This window comes from Pannonibacter sp. Q-1 (assembly GCF_054073275.1).
This window is the reverse complement of the sequence record NZ_JBSXNB010000002.1, coordinates 778,611-799,035: the sequence shown is the minus strand read 5'-3', so window position 1 is coordinate 799,035 and position 20,425 is coordinate 778,611. Positions and strand designations below refer to the sequence as shown.

General features: G+C 63.4%; 21 protein-coding genes. 10 read left to right on the top strand and 11 right to left on the bottom strand.

Going from position 1 to position 20,425, the window contains the following annotated elements:
- Positions 1-12: 12 nt before the first annotated feature.
- The 4 genes from ACVNHC_RS07720 to ACVNHC_RS07705 all read left to right on the top strand — a co-directional run bounded on the left by ACVNHC_RS07720 (position 13) and on the right by ACVNHC_RS07705 (position 3,754).
- A complete protein-coding gene (locus ACVNHC_RS07720; protein ID WP_050471401.1) occupies positions 13-471 on the top strand; it encodes a cyclic nucleotide-binding domain-containing protein in 459 nt (152 codons plus the stop codon).
- A gap of 11 nt (positions 472-482) precedes the next feature.
- The gene (locus ACVNHC_RS07715) at positions 483-1,307 is read left to right on the top strand and encodes an MBL fold metallo-hydrolase (protein WP_457166873.1); all 825 of its coding nucleotides are present in this window, start codon (positions 483-485) and stop codon (positions 1,305-1,307) included.
- A 286-nt stretch (positions 1,308-1,593) separates the two neighbouring features.
- Complete coding sequence (locus ACVNHC_RS07710; RefSeq protein ID WP_019962609.1) at positions 1,594-2,361, top strand: SDR family NAD(P)-dependent oxidoreductase; 768 nt, start codon at positions 1,594-1,596, stop codon at positions 2,359-2,361.
- Between the two features lie 343 nt (positions 2,362-2,704).
- A complete protein-coding gene (locus ACVNHC_RS07705; protein WP_457166872.1) occupies positions 2,705-3,754 on the top strand; it encodes a hypothetical protein in 1,050 nt (349 codons plus the stop codon).
- 70 nt (positions 3,755-3,824) lie between these two features.
- Here ACVNHC_RS07705 and ACVNHC_RS07700 read toward each other — a convergent pair whose 3' ends face one another.
- Both ACVNHC_RS07700 and ACVNHC_RS07695 read right to left on the bottom strand, forming a co-directional pair.
- Positions 3,825-5,030, bottom strand: a complete 1,206-nt coding sequence (locus tag ACVNHC_RS07700) for a lytic murein transglycosylase (RefSeq protein ID WP_457166871.1) — start codon at positions 5,028-5,030, stop codon at positions 3,825-3,827.
- A gap of 122 nt (positions 5,031-5,152) precedes the next feature.
- Positions 5,153-5,578: an organic hydroperoxide resistance protein gene (locus tag ACVNHC_RS07695; RefSeq protein ID WP_094463712.1), complete on the bottom strand. Its 426-nt coding sequence runs from the start codon at positions 5,576-5,578 to the stop codon at positions 5,153-5,155.
- A 127-nt stretch (positions 5,579-5,705) separates the two neighbouring features.
- Here ACVNHC_RS07695 and ACVNHC_RS07690 point away from each other — a divergent pair, with 127 nt between their 5' ends.
- Entirely contained in the window at positions 5,706-6,191 is a 486-nt protein-coding gene (locus ACVNHC_RS07690; protein ID WP_050471254.1) for a MarR family winged helix-turn-helix transcriptional regulator, read from the top strand.
- A 9-nt stretch (positions 6,192-6,200) separates the two neighbouring features.
- Here ACVNHC_RS07690 and ACVNHC_RS07685 read toward each other — a convergent pair whose 3' ends face one another.
- On the bottom strand, positions 6,201-6,743 hold the full coding sequence (locus tag ACVNHC_RS07685) for a hypothetical protein (RefSeq protein WP_457166870.1): 543 nt from the start codon (positions 6,741-6,743) through the stop codon (positions 6,201-6,203).
- Positions 6,744-6,806: 63 nt separating this feature from the next.
- Positions 6,807-7,823, bottom strand: coding sequence for an LLM class flavin-dependent oxidoreductase (locus ACVNHC_RS07680; protein WP_457166869.1), 1,017 nt, complete (start codon positions 7,821-7,823; stop codon positions 6,807-6,809).
- A gap of 99 nt (positions 7,824-7,922) precedes the next feature.
- On the opposite strand from ACVNHC_RS07680, the gene ACVNHC_RS07675 reads away from it, so the two are divergent.
- Both ACVNHC_RS07675 and ACVNHC_RS07670 read left to right on the top strand, forming a co-directional pair.
- Entirely contained in the window at positions 7,923-8,555 is a 633-nt protein-coding gene (locus tag ACVNHC_RS07675) for a TetR/AcrR family transcriptional regulator (protein WP_055455573.1), read from the top strand.
- Between the two features lie 94 nt (positions 8,556-8,649).
- Positions 8,650-9,750, top strand: a complete 1,101-nt coding sequence (locus tag ACVNHC_RS07670; RefSeq protein WP_058900891.1) for an alkene reductase — start codon at positions 8,650-8,652, stop codon at positions 9,748-9,750.
- 96 nt (positions 9,751-9,846) lie between these two features.
- Here the strand turns inward: ACVNHC_RS07670 and ACVNHC_RS07665 are convergent, their stop codons facing one another.
- On the bottom strand, positions 9,847-10,308 hold the full coding sequence (locus tag ACVNHC_RS07665; RefSeq protein WP_122519757.1) for an SRPBCC family protein: 462 nt from the start codon (positions 10,306-10,308) through the stop codon (positions 9,847-9,849).
- Between the two features lies 1 nt (position 10,309).
- Positions 10,310-10,651, bottom strand: coding sequence for an ArsR/SmtB family transcription factor (locus ACVNHC_RS07660; protein ID WP_058900256.1), 342 nt, complete (start codon positions 10,649-10,651; stop codon positions 10,310-10,312).
- 202 nt (positions 10,652-10,853) lie between these two features.
- On the opposite strand from ACVNHC_RS07660, the gene ilvD reads away from it, so the two are divergent.
- Positions 10,854-12,716: a dihydroxy-acid dehydratase gene (gene ilvD, locus ACVNHC_RS07655; RefSeq protein WP_050471258.1), complete on the top strand. Its 1,863-nt coding sequence runs from the start codon at positions 10,854-10,856 to the stop codon at positions 12,714-12,716.
- A gap of 81 nt (positions 12,717-12,797) precedes the next feature.
- Here the strand turns inward: ilvD and ACVNHC_RS07650 are convergent, their stop codons facing one another.
- The 3 genes from ACVNHC_RS07650 to rocF form a co-directional block, all read right to left on the bottom strand.
- On the bottom strand, positions 12,798-12,986 hold the full coding sequence (locus ACVNHC_RS07650; RefSeq protein ID WP_050471259.1) for a hypothetical protein: 189 nt from the start codon (positions 12,984-12,986) through the stop codon (positions 12,798-12,800).
- A gap of 351 nt (positions 12,987-13,337) precedes the next feature.
- Positions 13,338-14,417, bottom strand: a complete 1,080-nt coding sequence (locus tag ACVNHC_RS07645) for an ornithine cyclodeaminase (protein WP_457166868.1) — start codon at positions 14,415-14,417, stop codon at positions 13,338-13,340.
- A 14-nt stretch (positions 14,418-14,431) separates the two neighbouring features.
- Entirely contained in the window at positions 14,432-15,361 is a 930-nt protein-coding gene (gene rocF, locus ACVNHC_RS07640) for an arginase (RefSeq protein WP_457166867.1), read from the bottom strand.
- A 145-nt stretch (positions 15,362-15,506) separates the two neighbouring features.
- Here rocF and ACVNHC_RS07635 point away from each other — a divergent pair, with 145 nt between their 5' ends.
- On the top strand, positions 15,507-15,938 hold the full coding sequence (locus tag ACVNHC_RS07635; RefSeq protein ID WP_050471403.1) for an Lrp/AsnC family transcriptional regulator: 432 nt from the start codon (positions 15,507-15,509) through the stop codon (positions 15,936-15,938).
- Between the two features lie 46 nt (positions 15,939-15,984).
- On the opposite strand, the gene ACVNHC_RS07630 is transcribed toward ACVNHC_RS07635, so the two are convergent.
- The gene (locus tag ACVNHC_RS07630) at positions 15,985-17,058 is read right to left on the bottom strand and encodes a trypsin-like serine peptidase (RefSeq protein WP_058900252.1); all 1,074 of its coding nucleotides are present in this window, start codon (positions 17,056-17,058) and stop codon (positions 15,985-15,987) included.
- An 86-nt stretch (positions 17,059-17,144) separates the two neighbouring features.
- Here ACVNHC_RS07630 and ACVNHC_RS07625 point away from each other — a divergent pair, with 86 nt between their 5' ends.
- Entirely contained in the window at positions 17,145-18,173 is a 1,029-nt protein-coding gene (locus ACVNHC_RS07625) for a hypothetical protein (protein WP_457166866.1), read from the top strand.
- Positions 18,174-18,236: 63 nt separating this feature from the next.
- Here ACVNHC_RS07625 and ACVNHC_RS07620 read toward each other — a convergent pair whose 3' ends face one another.
- Positions 18,237-20,405 (bottom strand): anthranilate synthase component I, encoded by a 2,169-nt coding sequence (locus ACVNHC_RS07620; protein ID WP_457166865.1) that lies wholly within the window; start codon positions 20,403-20,405, stop codon positions 18,237-18,239.
- Positions 20,406-20,425: the final 20 nt, after the last annotated feature.

The following is a 20,425-nucleotide window of genomic DNA, read 5'->3' as shown; positions in this document are numbered from 1 at the left end:
TGGAGGTTGGCCGTGTCTCTCGATCTGGAAGTCGACGCCCTGCGCAAGGTGCCCCTGTTCCGGGGCATCGATGAAACCAAATTGCGGCTTCTGGCATTTATCAGTGACCGGATCGGCTTTCAGCCGGGAGAGCATCTGTGCGAGCAGGGCGAGGAGGGCGATACGGCCTTCATCATTTTGAAGGGCGAGGCGGATGTGCAGGTGCGCAGCAACGGCCAGGACCAGACCGTGGCCATCGCCCGCCAGCATTCCATTGTCGGTGAGATCGCCATTCTCTGCGATGTGCCGCGAACCGCGACGCTGGTTGCCAGAACCGATATGGATGTGCTGTCTGTCAGCAAGGACGATTTCCTGAAACTTTTGAAAGAATTTCCTGATATGTCATTGGAAGTGATGAGAACTCTGGCCCAGCGTCTTGAGCGCACCACCCGCGATCTGGCCGCTGCCAGGTCTGGTGAAGCGGCAGCATAGGGAGAGGCCGCGTGGCGGAAGATTTCTGGCTCCGGTGCTGGGGCGTGCGTGGTTCGACCCCCACTCCTGGGGCCGGCACCTTGAAGTATGGCGGCGAGACGACCTGTTTTGAACTGAGGGCGGGGGACGCGCTCGTTCTGGTCGATTGCGGTTCTGGCGCGCGCAAGCTCGGTGCGGACCTGTGCGCCCAGGGCAGCCGGTCCTTTGACCTGCTGTTCACCCATACGCATCTCGATCACATCTGCGGCCTGCCCTTCTTCAAGCCTGCCTATGACCCCTCTTTCACCATCAATGCCTGGGCCGGTCACTTTCAGGACGATACGGACCTGACCGATATCATCTGCCGGATCATGTCGCCCCCGATCTTCCCCGTGGCCGCCAACACGCTGAAGGCAGTGACCTTCCGCAGCTTCCGCGCCGGGGAAAACCTGCCGCGGCAGGATGGCCTGTCGATCCGCACCATCCGCCTCAACCATCCGGGGGGGGCCTGCGGTTACCGCTTCGACTTCCAGGGCAAATCCATCTGCATCATCACCGACCACGAGCATGGCGATCCCGGGATCGACGCCAATGTGGAGCGCTTCGTCGCAGGCGCGGATGTGATGATCTACGACGCCATGTTCACGGATGAGGAATATCCCACCTATCGCGGCTGGGGTCATTCCACGTGGCAGAAGGCGGTGGAACTGTCGCAGAAGGCCGGGGTGAAGACGCCCGTCCTCTTCCACCACGACCCGCGCCGCATGGATGATGGCATGGACGAGATTGCCGCCGCCGCAAGTGCCGCCTATTCAGGCTGCCTGACCGCCATGGAAGGCATGATCCTGCGGCCATAAGGCCGCAGGCGGGGATTTTCTCAAGCCCGTGCGGCGTTGAGCCGTTTCAAGGAGTGATGCGTGAGCAGCGGAAGCCTTGGTCTTACCGGGGCGGGTGCCCCTGTTTCCACGTCCCCGCCTCCGCTACGGAAGTTTGCTCCGCCATCCCCTCTTTCGCCGAAGGCTGTCCGGCTTGACCGCCTGCGACTTTCGGCGCAGAGTCTCCTGTATATGACGCAACCGTCAATGAATGCGTAAAAGCCAATATGAATCATTGGCTTGATCGATATATATACAGGAGGAACTCATGCAGCTCTCATCCGCCATTGCGGCTGTTGTCACCGGTGGTGCGTCGGGCCTGGGCGCGGCGACGGCCCGGCTTCTGGCCGCCAGCGGCGTGAAGGTGGCCCTGTTCGACCGCAATGCGGAGCAGGGTGAAGCGGTTGCGAAGGAAATTGGCGGGCTGTTCGTCAGCGTCGACGTGACGAATGAGGAGAGCGTCAAGGCCGGCTTTGCCGCTGCTCGCGCCGCCCATGGCGTGGAACGTATTCTCGTCAACTGCGCGGGCATTGCCCCCGCCGCCAAGACCACCTCGCGCGGTGAGCCGCATTCGCTGGAGCTGTTCGAGAAGGTGATCGCGGTCAATCTTTCCGGCACCTTCCGCTGCATTGCCCATGCAGCCACCGCCATGTCGGCGCAGGACCCGCTGACCGCAGACGGCGAGCGCGGCGTCATCGTCTCCACCGCGTCTGTCGCCGCCTTTGACGGGCAGGTGGGGCAGGTGGCCTATGCCGCTTCCAAGGCGGGAATCGCAGGTATGACCCTGCCGATCGCCCGTGACCTGTCGAAGTCCGGCATCCGCGTCATGACCATCGCCCCCGGCATTTTTGAAACGCCCATGCTTCTGGGGCTGCCGGAGGACGTGCAGAAGTCGCTGGGCGAGCAGGTGCCGTTCCCCTCGCGCCTCGGCAAGGCCGCCGAATATGCGCAGCTGGTGAAGGCCATCTGCGAGAACGAAATGCTCAACGGCGAAACCATCCGTCTCGATGGAGCCATCCGTATGGCCCCGCGCTGATGCTGGCCTTGGCCTGATGCAGCAAATCATTGATGCCCAAGGGGCAATTTGCAAGGCGCCGCATCAGGTCTTGATGCGGCGTTTGTTTTGTTTGGCGGGGTATCACTGCCGGGCAGGAGCGCGCATTCTTGCGCTTTTCCACAGACCTCTTCCGCAGCCATGAAGAAATCTGCTCACACGGCCGCCAAAGCGGAACTTTGTGATGTGGATGCCAGTTCTGGACTTTGCATCTCCGTAGAACTCGCAGGGACGCACCTGCTAGTTGCGAGAAAGAGGTCTCATGGCACCCCAACTGCTTGATTTACCCGCACGCCCCCTCTCCCTGAAGGGGGATGTTGTATCCATGCCGAAGGCGCTGTTCTGGGCAGTGCCCATCGTGCTGGCGCTCGGCATTTTCCTTCTCGCATGGGAAGGGCCGGATCTTTGGCGTGACATCCGCATCAGCTTCAATCCGGTTGAAGTGGAAGGGGATGTGCGCAACGGCCAGTGCACCACCCGGCGCGGCGTCTTCACCGACTGCAAGGCACAGGTTGCCTATAGTTTCGACGGCAAGGCCTATCAGAGCGATGTGCGCATCATGTTCCTCGACATTCACATGGGGGACTATGAGGCGGGCGTCGTCATCTCCCGTGACAACCCGGAACTGGCAACGCTGACGCTCGGTCTCGACAAGCTCTGGAACCGTATCCTGACGCTTGGCGGCTTCTGCCTGCTGCTGTTCGGTATCTGCCTCTACAATATCTTCCAGTATATCCGCGCCCTTGGGGTGCAGAAGCGCCTGCGCAATCCGGCCGTCTTGAAGGAAATCCCGGTCGAAGTGACCGGATTTGAGACCAGGAAGGACAGCCTCTTCATCACCTATACGGACAATCTCGCCGAGGACAAGACGGGCCGGGTGACCCATACACGGCTGGAAAACGGCCAGTTGCCGATGATTGTCGGCCAGCAGAATGGCCATGCGGTGGCTCTTGCCGTGCGCCATGGCAATTCGGCCCTGCCGGTGCTGCCGGATGATCAGCTTGCCCGCATCGAGATGACCGAGGAAGAGCGCCGGACCGCTCTGCGGCCGCTGGAAGGCCTCGACGTGCCGTCCGATGAAGGGGCTGCCACGCAGGCGATGGCGGGTCCTCCCGCTCCGTCGGCCGGTCAGGTGGTGATGCGCGGTGTGAAGGCTTTCGTGGGCATCATCCTGCTGATGATCGTGGGTGCGGTTGGCTTCTGGGTCTGGTACGTGACCAGCTCGCCCACCGCGTTCCAGCAGCCGGGCATGGAGATCAACAACATGATGCCCGAGCCGCTCAACCGCTGGGGCTGTGACCAGCTGAAGGCCCGCTTCGGCCACGACCGCGCGCCCTACGGCTGCACCGCTGCCGATCACCAGAGCTGGAAGTAACCGCGTTCCGGCGTGTGAAATAGAAAGGCCCGGAGCCGTACGGTTCCGGGCTTTTTCGTTCTTCTTTCCCTCACAGCCTCTGCAGCAAGGCCGGTGTCGGCCAACCGTCGGCGGGGATGCCGAGGCGCTGCTGTTCGGCCTGGACGGCGCGGCGGGTGCCGGAGCCGAGGATGCCGTCAACCTTGCCAACGTCATGGCCGCGGGCCTGCAGCTTGGTCTGAAGCGCGCGCATGCCGACATCATCCAGCCCCGGTTCCGGCGAGGTCTTGGCCAGAACAGGCGCACCGGCGAGGCGCGTTGCGAAATAGGCGGCGCTCGTCGTGTAGATGAAGGACTGGTTCCATTTCAGGTAAATGCCGAAATTGGGGAAGGCGAGGAAGGCTGGCCCCTTGCGCCCCTGCGGCAGAATGAGGGAGGCGGGCAGGCCACCGGCGGGCAGCGTGCCGTTGCGGGCCCGGACGCCAAGGCCCGCCCATTCGGACACGGGCTTGGTCTTGTCGAGGCTGCTGTCTGTCCAGGGCAGGTTGTCCGGCGTCTCCACTTCAATGAGCCAGGGCTGGCCGCGCTGCCAGCCGAGAGACTGGATGAAATGCGCCGCCGTCAGGATGGCGTCGGGCGCAGAGTTCTTCAGGTCCACATGGTTGTCGCCATCGCCATCAACGCCGTAGCGGATGATGTCTTCGGGCAGCATCTGCACCTGGCCGATTTCGCCTGCCCAGGCGCCGGTGGTGGTGGCGGGATCCAGATCGCCATGGGCCACCATATGCAGGGCGGCAATCAACTGCGGCCGGAAGAGATGCGGGCGGCGGCAGTCATGCGCCAGTGTGGCGAGGGCGTTGAAGGTGTTGAAGTCGCCCTGCACGGCGCCGAAATCCGTCTCCAGCCCCCAGAAGGCGGTGATGACGGCAGCAGGAACGCCGTATTCCGCCTCGGCGCGGGCAAAGACCTGCGCATATTTCTTCATGTTGTTGGCGCCGTGCTGCAGGCGCGCGGAACTGACCGAGCGGGCGGAGAACTCGATGAAGGTCTGCCTGAAGACAGCCTGTCCCCGGTCGCGCGAGAGGACTTTCTTGTCGATCTGGGCATTGGCAAGAGCGCGCGCCGCAATGCCTTGCGGGACGCCGCTGGCGACGGCTTCCTGCTCCACGCCTGCAAGAAACGTCTTGAAATCGCCGCCGCATTTCTGCTGCGCCGCGAAGGCGGGCGTAGCGGCAAGGCCGGTCAGAAGGGCAAGCGCAGCGGTGCGGATGAGACTGCTGCGGGAAAGGGCTTTCATCGGGCGACTCCGTCTCTCCAAGGTTGCGAGAGGGTGGCCCGTCAGGCGGAAGCCGTCAACCGCCTGCAAAAGGGAGGCGGCAGGATTGCTCCTGCCGCCGGTCCGTCAGACAGGGCTTTCGCTCAGGCGAGCGACAGTTTGACGTCGATGTTGTTGCGGGTGGCGTTGGAATAGGGGCACACCTGATGCGCCTTCTCGATCAGCTCCTGCGCCTGATCCTGCGGCAGGCCCGGCAGGGAAACGGCGAGGGAAACCTCAAGGCCGAAGCCGCCTTCCGAACGCGGGCCGATGCCCACCGTTGCGGTGACCGTGGTGTCGGCGGGAACCTTCACACCCGTCTGGCCGCCCACGAACTTCATGGCGCCAAGGAAACAGGCCGAGTAGCCGGCGGCAAACAGCTTTTCCGGGTTGGCGGCATCGCCACCTGCGCCACCCAGTTCCTTCGGGGTGGAGAGGCTGACCTTGAAGGTGCCGTCGAGAGTCTCGGCGGAGCCGTCACGGCCACCGGTTGCGCGGGCTGCGGTGGTGTACAGAACGTTCACGGGCATTTCGGTCTCCTGTATTTAAATCGTGTGCGATTTAATCGCAAAAGATAGATAGTCTGATTATAACTGCTTGTCAAGCGTTGCGATTCAATCGTGCGCGAACTAAATTCTTCTCCTGAAGGAGTAACCCATGACCCCATCCACCTGTTCCCCCGAAAGTGCCGGCGGCTCCAGTCCTCGCACCCTCGGGGACCTGCTGTGCTTTTCCATCTATTCGGCCAATCACGCCTTCAACCGCGCCTACAAGCCGCTGCTGGAGGGGCTGGGCCTCACCTATCCGCAGTTTCTGGTGATGATGGTGCTGTGGGAGGAGGATGACCAGACGGTTGGCGGGCTCGGCCAGCGGCTGGGGCTGGAATCCAACACGCTGACGCCACTGGTGAAGCGTCTGGAGGCCATGGAGCTTGTCGCCCGCCGCCGTGATGCGGCAGACGAGCGGCAGGTGCGCGTCAAGCTGACGGACAAGGGCGCAGACATGCGCAAGGCCGGTCAGGCGATCCCGGAATGCCTTGGCGGGGCCGCCGGGCTAGATCTTGCGGAAATCCGCGACCTGAAGCGCAGGCTCGGCGACCTTCAGCAGGCGCTGGAAAAGGCCACGGCAAGCCTCACGGCCTGAGCGCCAGCCCTACTGGCAATTGCCGCCGGATCTTGCGGTAAATGTCGAGGGCTGGGTGCCGGGCGCAAATTTGCGGTAGCTGGCGCTGGAGCCGCAGGGCCCGCCCGAGGACTGAAACTCCTCCAGCGGCACGGACGGTGCAGGCTGCTGGGGGAGAACCTGTTGCGGCGGCGGTGGCATCTGCGCTCCCTGTGCCGGAGCACTGTACCTCTGTGTCAGACATGTCCGGTAGGCGCTGTCGTAGAGCGCCTGCCAGACGCGCGGGTCCTGCGCCATGGTGCCGAGCACGCCAAGCGCTGCTCCCGCGCGGGCGCCGCGCTCTGCGCCGGAAGGGCCAGCCCAGGCGCCGCCGGCAACCGTGCCACTCATCGCGCCTTCCAGAATGCTGGTGCCCATGTCCCGCCCGCCGCCCGCATGGGCATTGGCAAAGTCCCGCGCCGAGGCATCGCACACCATGTCCTGCCCTTGAGCGGCCGCAGGCAGCACGGCTCCCGCTGCCGCAAGTGCGGCGGCGAGACAGAAGACAGGAAACAAGGCACGGGCAGTCGGCATCAGGAAACTCCTTGGCCCCAGCCTAGCACAGTCCAGACCCTGGCGCCCACCATGGCCGGATTTTCACCCGGCCGCCTGGGGTGCCATCGCTCCCGTCACATCCTTCAGGGCAGCCACCGTGCGGGTGAAGGAGGCCTTGCGGGCGGCGGGATCGTGGATGTTGCCGTTGAACATGATCTCGTCCGGCTGGTAGCGCTCGATCAGGCTGGCAAGCTGGCTGCGGATGGTTTCCGGCCCGCCGGTGACGCTGCAGGAGAGCGCCATTTCCACCATGGCCAGCATCTGCGGATCGAGCACGGCCTGGATGTTCCCGACAGGCCGGGGCAGGGGGCCTGGCCGGCCGCTGCGCAGGTTGGCGAAGGCCTGCTGCATGGAAGAGCGCAGATAGGCGCCTTCCGCGTCATTTTCCCCGGCAAAGGCATTCACCGCCAGCATGAAATGCGGGCGCTCAAGATGGCGGGACGGCTGGAAGCGGCTGCGGTAAATGGTGACCGCCTGATCCAGCGCCTGCGGCGCGAAATGCGAGGCAAAGGCATAGGGCAGCCCGAAATGGGCCGCCAGCTGCGCGCCATAAAGGCTGGAGCCAAGGATCCAGACCGGCACTTCCGTGCCTTCGCCGGGGATGGCCCGCACCTGCGCACCGGGCTGGGCCGGGGAGAGGTAGCCGATCAGCTCTTCTACATCGGCCGGAAAGTCATCCGAAGCCTGCAGCGTGCGGCGCAGGGCGCGGGCGGTGCCCATGTCGGTGCCGGGTGCACGGCCAAGACCCAGATCGATGCGGCCGGGGAAGAAGGTCGCCAGCGTGCCGAACTGCTCGGCCACCACCAGCGGAGCATGGTTCGGCAGCATGATGCCACCCGCACCGACGCGGATGCGCTTCGTCGCATTGGCCACCTGACCGATGACGATGGCCGTGGCCGCGCTGGCGATGCCGGGCATGTTGTGGTGCTCGGCCAGCCAGTAGCGGGTGAAGCCGAGGTCTTCCGCATGGCGGGCAAGATCCAGCGTGCTGGCCAGCGCATCACGCGCGTCCGAGCCTTCGGGAATGGGGGAAAGATCCAGCATGCTGTAGGGCAGCATATGCGCCTCCGTGCTGTTTGCGGTGCAAAGGGTGGACAGGCAGGGTGGCCTGTTCGTGTCCCCCTTGAATTACGGACTGAGCAGTCCATATTCAAGGCCATGACGAAAAAGACTGCCGAACCACGCCTCTCTGCTGCCGGTGCAACTGCCGGTCCGGGCCGCCCGCGTTCCTATGACGAGGGTGAGGTTCTGCGTGCGGCGCTGGAGCTGTTCCGCCGTCAGGGCTTCGAGGCGACGTCGCTGGACGACCTGACACAGGCGATGGGCATCAGCCGTTCGTCACTTTATGCCGCCTTTGGCTCCAAGCAGGACGTGCTGCTGGCCGCCCTGCGGCGCTATTCGGCAACGGCGCTTGAGGCGCTGAAATCTATTGGCGATGCGCCGCATGCGCACCGGGCAGAGGCGGTGGCCGCCATGCTGCGGGCGCTGGCGGACCCGTCCGGCGGCAAGCATGGCTGCCTGCTGGTCAATTGCATCACCGAGCTTGCCCCCCAGAACGAGGAGGTGGCCGCGCTTGGCCGCCATCATCTGGAGCGGATCGAGGCGATCATCGCCGAGGCGCTGGATGAAAACGGGCCGGAGCCCCTGCGGGCCCGGGCAAGGGCGCTGGCCGCGCTTGCCATCGGCACGCTGACCCTGCGCAAGTCCGGCCTGGACGAGGCCTATATCACCTCGGCGCTGGACGAAGGGCTTGCCCGGCTTCTGGCTCCGCCGCAAGCCGTCCCCGCCTAGACCCCCTCACGCAGAACCAGATCTCAAATCCCGCTCAATTATGGACTGTTTGATCCAGAAAGGGCGGAAAGCAACCCGGAAGAAGGAAGACATCATGACGGAAGCAAAGCTTTTCTCACCCGTGCAGGCTGGCCGCATGAAGCTGGCGAACCGCATTGCGATGGCGCCACTGACCCGCAACCGCGCCCGCGCCGAAGATGATACGCCCTATGACATCCACGTGGAGTATTACGCCCAGCGTGCCAGCGCCGGCCTGATCATCACCGAAGCCTCGCAGATCAGCCCGCAGGGCAAGGGCTATGCCTGGACGCCGGGCATCTATTCCGATGCCCAGGTGGAGGGCTGGAAGAAGGTGACGGATGCCGTTCACGCCAAGGGCGGCAAGATCGTGATCCAGCTCTGGCACGTCGGCCGCATTTCGCACAATGTGCTGCAGCCGGGCGGCGCCGCACCGGTTGCGCCGTCCGCCATTGCTGCCCAGTCCAAGGTCTATGACGGCAACGGCTTTGTCGACACGCCGCAGCCGCGCGCGCTGGAGACCTCGGAGATCGCCGGTATCGTCGCCGACTATGTGAAGGCTTCCCGCAATGCGATTGCTGCCGGGTTCGACGGCGTCGAGATCCACGCAGCCAATGGCTATCTCATCGACCAGTTCCTGCGCACTGGCTCCAACACCCGCACGGATGCCTATGGCGGCAGCCTGGAAAACCGCACCCGTTTCCTCAAGGAAGTCATGGACGCGGTGGTGGATGCCATCGGCGCGGACCGGGTGGGCGTGCGCCTCAGCCCCTTCTCCAATGCCAATGGCATTCATGATGACAACCCGGTCGAGACCTTCTCCCGCGCCGTGGACATTCTCAACGGCTACGGCCTTGCCTATCTGCACATGGTGGAAGGCCAGACCGGCGGCACGCGCGAGCTGAAGCCGGGCGAGGACATCGGCGCCCTGCGTGCCCGCTTCAACGGCATCTACATCGCCAACAACGGCTACGACCGGGCCAGCGCCATCGAGGCGGTGGAAAGCGGCCGTGCGGACATGGTCGCCTTCGGCCGCCCCTTCATTTCCAATCCGGATCTGGTGGAGCGCCTGCGCCGTGACGCCCCGCTCAACGAGTTGGACCGCGACACGCTCTATGGCGGCGGCACCAAGGGCTACACCGACTATCCGGCCCTTGAGGATAGTGCAGCTGCCTAAGGCCCAGCCTGAACATGCTTTCCGGCTGGTGCAGTCCTCTCTGTGCGCCAGCCGGGACGGCCTCGCGGCCACCCCCAACCGCGAGGCCGTTTTCCGTCAGTGGCCTTCGACGAAATTTGCCAGCTGCGTCAGGGCGGTGCCCCAGCCATCGTGGAAGCCCATCTTTTCGTGGATGTCCTTGTCCTCGCGATTCCCATGCAGGACACGTGCGACATAGTTCGTGCCGCCATCGACCTCCTGAAGCGTGATGATCGCGGTCATGAAACCTTCCTTGCGCGGCCGGTAGCCCGGCAGAAGGGCGTCCGTTGATACAATCCGGCGGTTCTCGATCACATCGAGAAAGCAGCCGATATTGTTCATCTTCGTGCCGTCCGGCAGGGTCATCGTCGTCTCGAAGGCGCCGCCAGGCCGCAGGTCGAGCTGGTGTACCTCGGTCACGACCGGTTCCGGTGCCCACCACTTGGCGAGCGCGGCCGGATCCTTCCAGGCGTTCCAGATCGCGGCCGGTGGAGCCTTGATGATGCGGGAAATTTCGAGGTCAAGCGCGGGATCAAACATGTCAGTCCTCCTCAGATGCGGTTTCCGCCTCGACAAAGGCCGCCAGCCGGTCCGTGCGTGCCGTCCACATCGCCTTCTGGCTTGAAAGCCAGTCGTCCACCGGCGCAAAAGCCGCCTTGTTGAGGTTACAGGTTCGGGTTCTGCCCGACTTATGCGTTGTAATCAGCCCGCTGTCCTCGAGGACAGCGAGGTGTTTGAGAAACGAGGGCAGGGCCATCGAAAAGGGTCCGGAAAGATCCTTGACGCTGGCACTTCCCGCGCCCAGACGCTGAAGCACTGCCCGCCGGGTGGGATCCGACAGGGCATGAAACAGGGCGTCGAGTGGCTGCTGTTGGTTAGCCATATGGATAACTATTCTGATCCGATTGTGAGGTCAATGGCTAACTATAGCAGAACTTTTACCGGAACCGTACCGCAGCGTACTCTTTTTGGGTTTTCTGCCCTTTCGCTCGCCCCAAAAACCTGCCAAACCCTACATTTGAAGCACGCAACAAGCGTGAGGCGGACAAAGAGGCCGCCAATAGGATAACCCCAGGGAGTTCCAGATGCCCGCCTATCGTTCCAGAACCTCTACCCACGGCCGCAACATGGCCGGCGCGCGCGGCCTGTGGCGCGCCACGGGCATGAAGGACGGCGATTTCGGCAAGCCGATCATCGCCATTGCCAACTCCTTCACCCAGTTCGTTCCGGGCCATGTGCACCTGAAGGACCTTGGCCAGCTTGTCGCCCGCGAGGTCGAGAAGGCAGGCGGTGTTGCCAAGGAATTCAACACCATCGCGGTGGATGACGGCATCGCCATGGGCCATGACGGCATGCTCTATTCGCTCCCCTCGCGCGAGATCATCGCCGATGCGGTCGAGTATATGGTCAACGCCCATTGCGCCGATGCGCTGGTCTGCATTTCCAACTGCGACAAGATCACCCCGGGCATGCTGATGGCCGCCATGCGCCTCAACATTCCGGTGGTCTTCGTCTCCGGCGGCCCGATGGAAGCGGGCAAGGCGGTGCTGGCCGACGGCACCACCAAGGCGCTGGATCTGGTGGACGCCATGGTGGCAGCAGCCGATGACCGCGTGTCCGAAGAGGACGTGAAGGTGATCGAGCGCTCCGCATGCCCCACCTGCGGCTCCTGCTCGGGCATGTTCACTGCCAACTCGATGAACTGCCTCACCGAGGCTCTGGGCCTCGCGCTGCCGGGCAATGGCTCGACGCTGGCCACCCACGCCGACCGCAAGCGCCTGTTCGTCGAAGCCGGCCACCTGATCGTCGATCTCGCCCGCCGCTACTACGAGCAGGACGATGAAAGCGTGCTGCCGCGCAGCATCGCCTCGTTCAAGGCCTTCGAGAACGCCATGACGCTGGACATCGCCATGGGCGGGTCCACCAACACGGTTCTGCATCTTCTTGCCGCCGCCTATGAGGGCGAGGTGAACTTTACCATGACCGATATCGACCGGCTGTCTCGCCGCGTGCCGGTGCTCTGCAAGGTCGCGCCTTCTGTGCCGGATGTGCACATGGAAGACGTGCACCGCGCTGGCGGCATCATGGGCATTCTGGGCGAACTGGACCGTGCCGGCCTCATCGACACCTCGCTGCCGGTGGTTCATGCCGCCAGCATGAAGGATGCGCTGGACCGCTGGGATGTGGTGCGCACCTCGAGCGAAGCCGTTCACACCTTCTACTCGGCAGCCCCCGGCGGCGTGCCGACGCAGGAAGCGTTCTCCCAGTCGCGCCGCTACAGCGAAGGCGTCGATACCGACCGCAAGACCGGCGTCATCCGCTCGGCCGAACATGCCTTTTCGAAGGACGGCGGCCTTGCCGTGCTCTTCGGCAACATCGCGCTGGATGGCTGCATCGTGAAGACGGCGGGCGTGGACGAGAGCATCCTGAAGTTCTCCGGCCCGGCCTATATCTGCGAAAGCCAGGATCAGGCGGTGAGCGACATTCTCACCGGCAAGGTCAAGGCAGGCGATGTGGTGGTCATCCGTTACGAAGGCCCGAAGGGTGGCCCCGGCATGCAGGAAATGCTCTATCCGACGAGCTACCTGAAGTCCAAGGGCCTCGGCAAGGCCTGCGCGCTCATCACCGATGGCCGCTTCTCCGGCGGCACCTCGGGCCTGTCCATCGGCCACGCTTCTCCGGAAGCGGCGGAAGGCGGCGCGATCGGTCTGGTGGAGCATGGCGATCCGATCGTCATCGACATCCCGAACCGCATCATCCGCGTGGATGTGAGCGACGAAGTGCTGGCAGAGCGCCGCGCGAAGATGGAAGCCAAAGGCGCTGACGCCTGGAAGCCGGAAAAGCCGCGCACCCGCAAGGTTTCGGCAGCCCTCAAGGCCTATGCCGCCCTCACCACCTCCGCCGCCCGCGGCGCCGTGCGTGATGTGGACCAGCTGACACGCAAGTAAGCTGGCTGCATGGCCACCAAATGACAAAGCCGCCGGTTCTGCCGGCGGCTTTTTCTTTTGGCCAGTTCAAGGCATCTGCCTTCAGTTCCGGCGGCTGCGCGCCTCGCGCCCCCGCGCCTTGCGGCCGTAAAGCCAATCGCCAAAAACGCCGAGGCTTACCGTCACAAGCATGCCGAACAGAAGGCCCCAGCCGAAAATGTAAGAAATGACGATGCCGCCGAAGAAGCCGGCGATCATGCTCATCAATTCAATAATCACGTTGCGTTGCATGGGGGCTTCCGCCGGTTCCTGCAGGACTGGTAAGCAGCTATGTCTCTGATACGCAACTTTGGTATGTCATAGGCTGCACTCTTGTCACGTGAAAATCTTTGAGAGAGAAGGAAATGTAGGTTTTTTGAATTGTATTACTAAGGGTGATAAATGTTTATATCGCCTACAGCGAAATGATCTTCGCCTCATGAGAAGTTTGTTTCTTGAATTTGAAACTTTATCTGGAAAATATCGCGCCCAGGTTGAGCTCAAGGTGTGGAAACGGGCTTGATACGGATGCTGATCCGACTCAGTGCTGACCGGATCTGACATCCCTTGTCCCGTTGCATGATATTTCCCGCGCTGGATCCGTCAGCTAGAGGAACTGGCGCGCAGGACCATGCCGAACAGATCCCGCGGATCATCCGGGTCCGCCAGAAGATCGAGCATTTCGCAATAGGGCAGATCCTTCAAAAGCCCGCGCAGATAACGCAGGGCAGAGAAATCCTCCACCGCAAAGCCGACGGAATCGAACAGCGTCGTTTCCAGCGCCGACCGGCGGCCCGGCGCGTCTCCGGCAATCACCTGCCACAGTTCTGTGACCGGATGATCTGCCGCAAGCTGCTGGATCTCGCCCTCGATGCGGGTCTGGGGCGTATATTCGACAAAGATGGACGAGCGCAGCAGGATATCCCGGTGGAGTTCCGTCTTGCCGGGGCAGTCGCCGCCCACCGCGTTGATGTGCTGGCCACTGGCCACCATGTTGTCAGTGAGGATGGTCGCCCGCTGCTTGTCTGCCGTCACCGTGGTGATGATGGCAACACCTTCAACCGCTTCTTCGGCGCTGGAGCAGACGGTGATGTCGAAGCCGAAGCCTTCAAGATTGCGGGCGCAGCGGCGGCTGGCCACCGGGTCGATATCATAGAGCCGCAAACGGTCCACACCCAGAAGCTTGCGGAAGGCAAGAGCCTGAAACTCCGACTGCGCGCCATTGCCGATGATCGCCATGGACCGGGCATCCGCCGGGGCCAGATACCTTGCCGCCAGCGCCGACATGGCGGCGGTGCGCAGGGCGGTGAGGATCGTCATCTCCGACAGGAGCACGGGATAGCCCGTCTCCACCTCTGCGAGCACGCCAAAGGCGGTTACGGTCTGGCGGCCGGTGCGGGTGTTCTTCGGATGTCCGTTCACATATTTGAAGCCATAGGCAACGCCATCCGACGCAGGCATCAGTTCGATGACGCCTTCCCTCGAATGGGAGGCGACGCGCGGCGTCTTGTCGAACAGCGGCCAGCGTCGGAAATCCTCCTCGATCACAGCCGCAAGCCCTTCGATGAAGGCTTCGACGCCCACCGCATTCAGAATGCGCATCATGTTGCCGACGCTGACGAAGGGTACCAGTGCGAGAGGCGAGGGGGTATCCTGTGCCGGATGGCTGGCGGTGGTGGTCATTTTCTGGCTCCCGTTCAGTAGCTGCGGGTCGGGCGGTCCATGACGCGCCGTCCGAAGAGGCTCGCGGTCAGGTCCACCATCAGCCGGGCGGTGCGGCCCCGGTCGTCGAGGAAGGGGTTCAGTTCCACCAGGTCCAGCGAGGTGACGAGGCCGCTGTCATGCAGCATCTCCATCACCAGATGCGCCTCGCGGAAGGTGACGCCGCCCGGCACGGTGGTGCCGACCGCCGGGGCGATGTCCGGGTCGATGAAGTCCACATCAAGGCTCACATGCAGGAAGCCGTTGGCGCGGGCGCAGCGCTCCAGAAACGGTTCCAGCAGGCGGGCGATGCCGTTCTCGTCAATGGCGCGCATGTCATGGGCGGTGATGCCGAATTCCCGGATCAGCGCCCGTTCCGGCGGATCGACCGAGCGCAGACCGAGCAGGCAGAGGTTGCCCGGCGATATAGGCGTGTCCAGCTTCTCCCCCAGCATCACGTCAAAGCCCGGCAAGCCGCAGGCAAAGGCAACCGGCGTGCCGTGCAGATTGCCGCTGACCGTGCTTTCGAAGGTGTTGATGTCGGAATGGGCGTCGAGCCACAGCACGAATTGCGGCCGCCCGGCACCGGCCGCATGGGCTGCGTGCCCGGCGAGGGTGCCAAGAGCCAGCGCATGGTCGCCGCCCATATAGATGGGCATCTGCGGCCCCGCCGCCAAAGACCGGGCCTTGCGGTAAAGCGCCCGCGTCCAGCCGGCAACGGCGCGCAGGTTCTTCAGCTTCGGGTCCGAGTCCGGAACGTCGAGCGCCTGATCCGGCGCAACGTCGCCGTGATCCTCGACGGCAAGGCCCAGAGCTTCCAGCTCTTCCTGAAGGCCTGCGGTGCGATAGGCGGCTGGTCCCATCAGACAGCCCCTGCGCCCTGCGCCTGCTTCCACCGGTGCTCCCACAAGCGCAATCTGCGTCATCCCTCGGCCTCCTTCACTGCGGATCTGCATCTCTTCCAGAGTGCAGCCATCAGATGGCAGTCTGAAGACAAAAAATTGTGCACTCTGGGCAGCAGGCTATCCAGAGTGATAAGCTGAACTTCCCAAACTGGAAGGATGCCGCATGCTGGACGATACAGACTTGGCGCTGATCGCAGCCCTCAGGGCGGATGGCCGCCGCTCGATCTCGGATCTGGCGCTGGACCTGAAACTCTCCCGCGCCACCGTGCGGGCGCGCCTGTCGCGGCTGGTGGAAAGCGGCGAGATCCAGGGCTTCACCGCCGTTCTGCGCAACGAGGGGCAGGACCTGCCGATCCGCGCCATGATGATGCTGGCCATCGAGGGCAAGCGGGCCGATGCGGTGATCCGCCGCCTCAGCGGCATGCCGGAGGCCCGCTCGATCCACACCACCAATGGCCGCTGGGATCTGGTGATCGAACTCGCCACCCCGGATCTCGCCTCCTTCGACGCCGCCCTCCACCGCATCCGCCTCATAGAAGGCGTCTCCGCCACCGAAACCAGCCTGATGCTGTCAGCGGTGAAGACCTGGCGGCGGTGAGGAGCTGGCTGCTCCAGATCCAGTGCTGACGGGCATCCAGCACGGTTCAGAGCGCTGGAAAACGCGCCCGTAAGGAGCGGGCTTGTGGACTGTCCCAGTGGGCGACGAGTTGATCCCGCAGGGCCGCGTGTGCGGAAACCTCCAGCGGGGCACTGGCGATGAACCGCCGGAGGCGGGATGCCCGGATGCCCTCGTTGGCGACATGATCTGCCCGGTCGGGATAGCGCTCATATTCCACGCGCGGCATTGGTTCGCCGAGGCGGTCGAGGATCTCCCCATCCTCATTGGTCTTCGGCACGGCCTTGTGATGCAACGCGACGACTTGCCAGTCGCGGCTGAAGACAGGCGCGCCGGAGCTTCCTCTTTCAGTATCAGCTGTATACCAGCAGAACCGATCCTCATCGTCCGTCTTTCCCAGCAGCAGGAAATAGCTGTTGTGCAGGGCGATGCATTTCGGCCGTCCCTGCGGATGCTGGATCACGCTGACCGGATGGCCCTCAAGGATCTTGCCTTCGTCCAGCAGCGGATGCCAGCCAAAGTCCGTCAAGGGAACGCCGGTGTCGCCGACCGGAGCAACGGCCACGAGTGCAAAGTCATGCTCTCTGTTGGCAAGCCAGAACGTGCCTGGATCAAGCGCATATTCGCTGGTCGCTGAGGGTATGCCGAATTTTTGCTCCTCATGGCCAAATACTGCCGTCGCCGCAGCGGCCATGGTCGGTGTTTCCAGAACATGCTGATTGGTGAGCAGCAGGCCGGGCCCGGCCAGGAAGCCCGTCCCGCTGATGGCTCCGCCTGCGATCTGAATGCAGGCAACGGCTCTGGCGGCAAGTTGTCCGGCCTCCAGAAACTCGACCGACAGCAGGTCGCTGGTGCCGATCAGCGCTTCCTTGCCCAGATCGTCATGCCCTTCAATCAGGGCTCGCTGGCGCTCTGGCGGGCGGCTTTGTCCTTGCAGATAGCGTTCAATACGCGCCTTCGTTTCTGTCGGCGAGACAAGGCCCTGGCTTGCATATTTGAGCGCTCTGCGCAGGTTGCGCAGGTTCTTCTGGACGCGCCCTGCAGCTGCTTCTGCAAGCTCATCCCCCAGTTCAGAAAGTGTGACGGTGCCTTCTTCCCGCATGACGCTCCCCCATATCAACTAGTGCGTTGACCAGTATGCAATTTAAGGTATAGTTAACGTAGGGGAATAAGAAAAGGGGGCAAGTCATGCCAGAGAAAATCAGCTACGCTGAGTATCTGGACATTCTTCTTGATCCGGAGTCCACGGATGAGGAAATTCTGACTGTTGCCAAGGTTCGGGCACGGCATCACGGTCTGGATTTCGCCATTATTCCGGACCCGAAAAAGGTCGATATACAGCCTGAACAGGCAGAGTTGGAAAGTGCCCTTGGCATCGGCAACAACCTGGAGCGTTGGCGGCGCTGGGTCCGGTTCCGCAACCGGTTCAACTCGGGTGAAAAGCTGCCCGTTCTCGTTGAAGAGGGAGATAGCTGGCACCAGTTTCCCTTGCTTGTGAAGGATGTCGTCGATCATCTGGGCAAGGATTACCTGATCTATTCCGTTGCCGCCGCCGGAGATACTGCGGAAAACATGGTCTATGGTCCCGCGGGCAAGGGCGGGAACGAATATCTGGCCGCTCTCTGGAAATACAAGGATAACGTGAAGGGCTTCCTGTTTTCTGCCGCGGGAAACGACATTATCGGCGAGGATCCGGCGACGGGGAAGGCGGCGCTGCATGACATTCTGAAGCCGTTCAACAGCAACGCAAAAGATGTGCCCGGGCACATCAACATGGCGGTGCTTGGCGAAAAGCTGGCCTTCCTTGAAAGAGCCTACCGGGATGTGATCACCAACATCCGCCAGTATACGGAGTTCAAGACGCTGCCGGTCTTCATTCACGGCTATGACCATGCCTATCCGGAACTGAAGCAGAAAAAGGACCCGCGCAAGCCAAAGCATGCAAAGCGGGATGAATGGCTGGGCGAACCGCTGGATGCGCGGGGCATCGTGGACGATGCCCTGAGGCGCAACATCATCAAGTTTCTGGTGGATGCGCTTTACGACATGCTGGAGCGTGTGGCGGGTGACCCCAAGCAGACAGGGGTCTGGCTTGTCGACTGCCGGGGCGCCATGCCGGATGTAACGGACTGGATCGACGAGATCCACGGCACGGATGAGGGCTTTGGCAAGGTGGCGGCAAAATTCCGCAAGGTGCTGAAGAAGGCTGGTGTTTGAGGAGCTTGGAAGCCAAGCCTTGGAATATCCCCCGGCACAGGTTCTGCACCGGGGGATCGCACTTTACGCCCGGCGCGTCTTCACCAGGCGGGTCACCACGTTCTCGATGATGCGGTGGCCGGCGTCCTGGTCGAGGGACATGATGCTTTCCGGGTGGAACTGGACGGCGGCGATCGGCTCGCTGGTGTGCTCGATGGCCATGATGACCCCGTCTTCCGTCTCCGCCGTGATGCGGAAGTCTGCGGGCAGCTTGTCCTTCTTCGCAAACAGCGAGTGGTAACGGCCGACCGTGACCGGTGAACTCAAGCCCTCGAACAGAACCGAATTGCCGGTGAGGCTGATGGGCGAGGGTTTGCCGTGCATCGGCACGTCGAGCTGGCCAAGTTCGCCGCCCAGCCCTTCGGCCAGAGCCTGAAGGCCGAGGCAGACGCCGAACACCGGCAGTCCGCGCGCGCGGGCACGGCCGATGGTGGCGGCGCAGTCGAAGTCCTTCGGGCTGCCGGGACCGGGGGAGAGCACCACCAGATCCGGGTTCACGTCATGGAACACGTGGTCTGCAACGGGCGTGCGGTAGGTGACCACATCGGCCCCTGTCTGGCGGAAGTAGTTGGCCAGCGTGTGGACGAAGCTGTCCTCGTGGTCCACCAGCAGGATCTTGAGGCCCGCTCCGGGCTTCTTCTCGCGCACGGTTTCCGTGGCCTTCACGGCCAGCCCCGCCTCGCGCACGGCGGCGCGCATGGCTTCGGCCTTCAGCTCGGTCTCGGCCTCTTCGTCTTCCGGAATGCTGTCATAGAGCAGCGTCGCACCGGCGCGGATCTGCGCGACGCCGTCCTTGATGCGGACGGTGCGCAGGGTGAGGCCGGTGTTCATGTCGCCGTTGAACAGCACGGCACCGATGGCCCCGCCATACCAGGCGCGGGAGCTCTTCTCGTTGTTCTCGATGAATTCCATCGCCCAGCGCTTCGGCGCACCGGTGACGGTGACGGCCCAGGCATGGGAGAGGAAGGCGTCGAGCGCGTCCATGTCCTCTCGCAGGATGCCTTCGATATGGTCCACCGTGTGGATCAGGCGGGAATACATCTCGATCTGGCGGCGGCCGATGACCTTGACCGAGCCGGGCACGCAGACGCGGCTCTTGTCGTTGCGGTCCACGTCCGAGCACATGGTCAGCTCGGCTTCGTCCTTGGCGGAGTTCAGCAGCTTGCGGATCTGCGCCTCATCCTCGATGGCATTCTTGCCGCGCCGGATGGTGCCGGAGATGGGGCAGGTTTCCACCCGCCGCCCGCCGGTGACGCGCACATACATTTCCGGCGAGGCGCCGACGAGATATTCCGCATTGCCGAGGTTGATGAAGAAGGAATAGGGCGAAGGGTTGATCTGCTGCAGGCGGCGGGAGACGGCCGAAGGCGGGTTGGCGCAGGGCTCGTAGAAGGTCTGGCCCGGCACGGTCTCGAACAGGTCGCCCCGGCGGAAATACTCCTTGGCCCGGTCCACGATCTTCGCATATTCGCCCGGTTCATGGTCGCCCCGGCCCGGATCTTCATTGGCCGGCTGATAGGGCTGCTTCTCCCCGTCACGCGGCAGGCCGTGGGTGCGTTTGCCATCCACCTCGAAGTCATATTCCAGCACATAGGCGCGGCGGCCATGGTGGTCGACGATGAGGATTTCGTCGGGCAGGAACAGCACCAGATCGCGCTGGTCCGCCGGGCGCTTCAGCTTCAGCTCGATCGGCTCGAACTGGAAGGCCAGATCATAGCCGAAGGCACCGTAAAGGCCGAGCTGATCGTCATCGCAGGCGAAGAGCTCCTTGATGGTCCGCACCACGGAGAAGGTGGAGGCCTGACGCGAGCGGTCTTCCTCGCGGAAGGGAGCGGCGGGCTTGCGCACCGTCAGGGTCATGCGGCCCTCACTGGCAGCGAAGTCCTCCACGTCCGGATGGGCGGCCAGCACCCCGGCAATGGCCGGCAGCAGAACGAGGCCACGGGCGTTAAGCGCGCGGATTTCGACGTTGCGCCCTGCCGATTCCAGCACGAGCGGCGGATTGACCAGTGCCATGTCCCAGCGGGTGTAGCGGCCCGGATACTCATAGGAGGAGGAGAGGACCGCGCCGCGCTCTGCATCCAGCCGGTCGATCCAGCGGGAGGTGCCTTCCGCATAATCGGCCGGGCGTGCGCCGCGCGTGACGGCAATGCCGCCCTTGGTCTTGAAAGTCTGCTCAGCCGGTACCGGCATTCGTCCATCCTCCAGTTCAG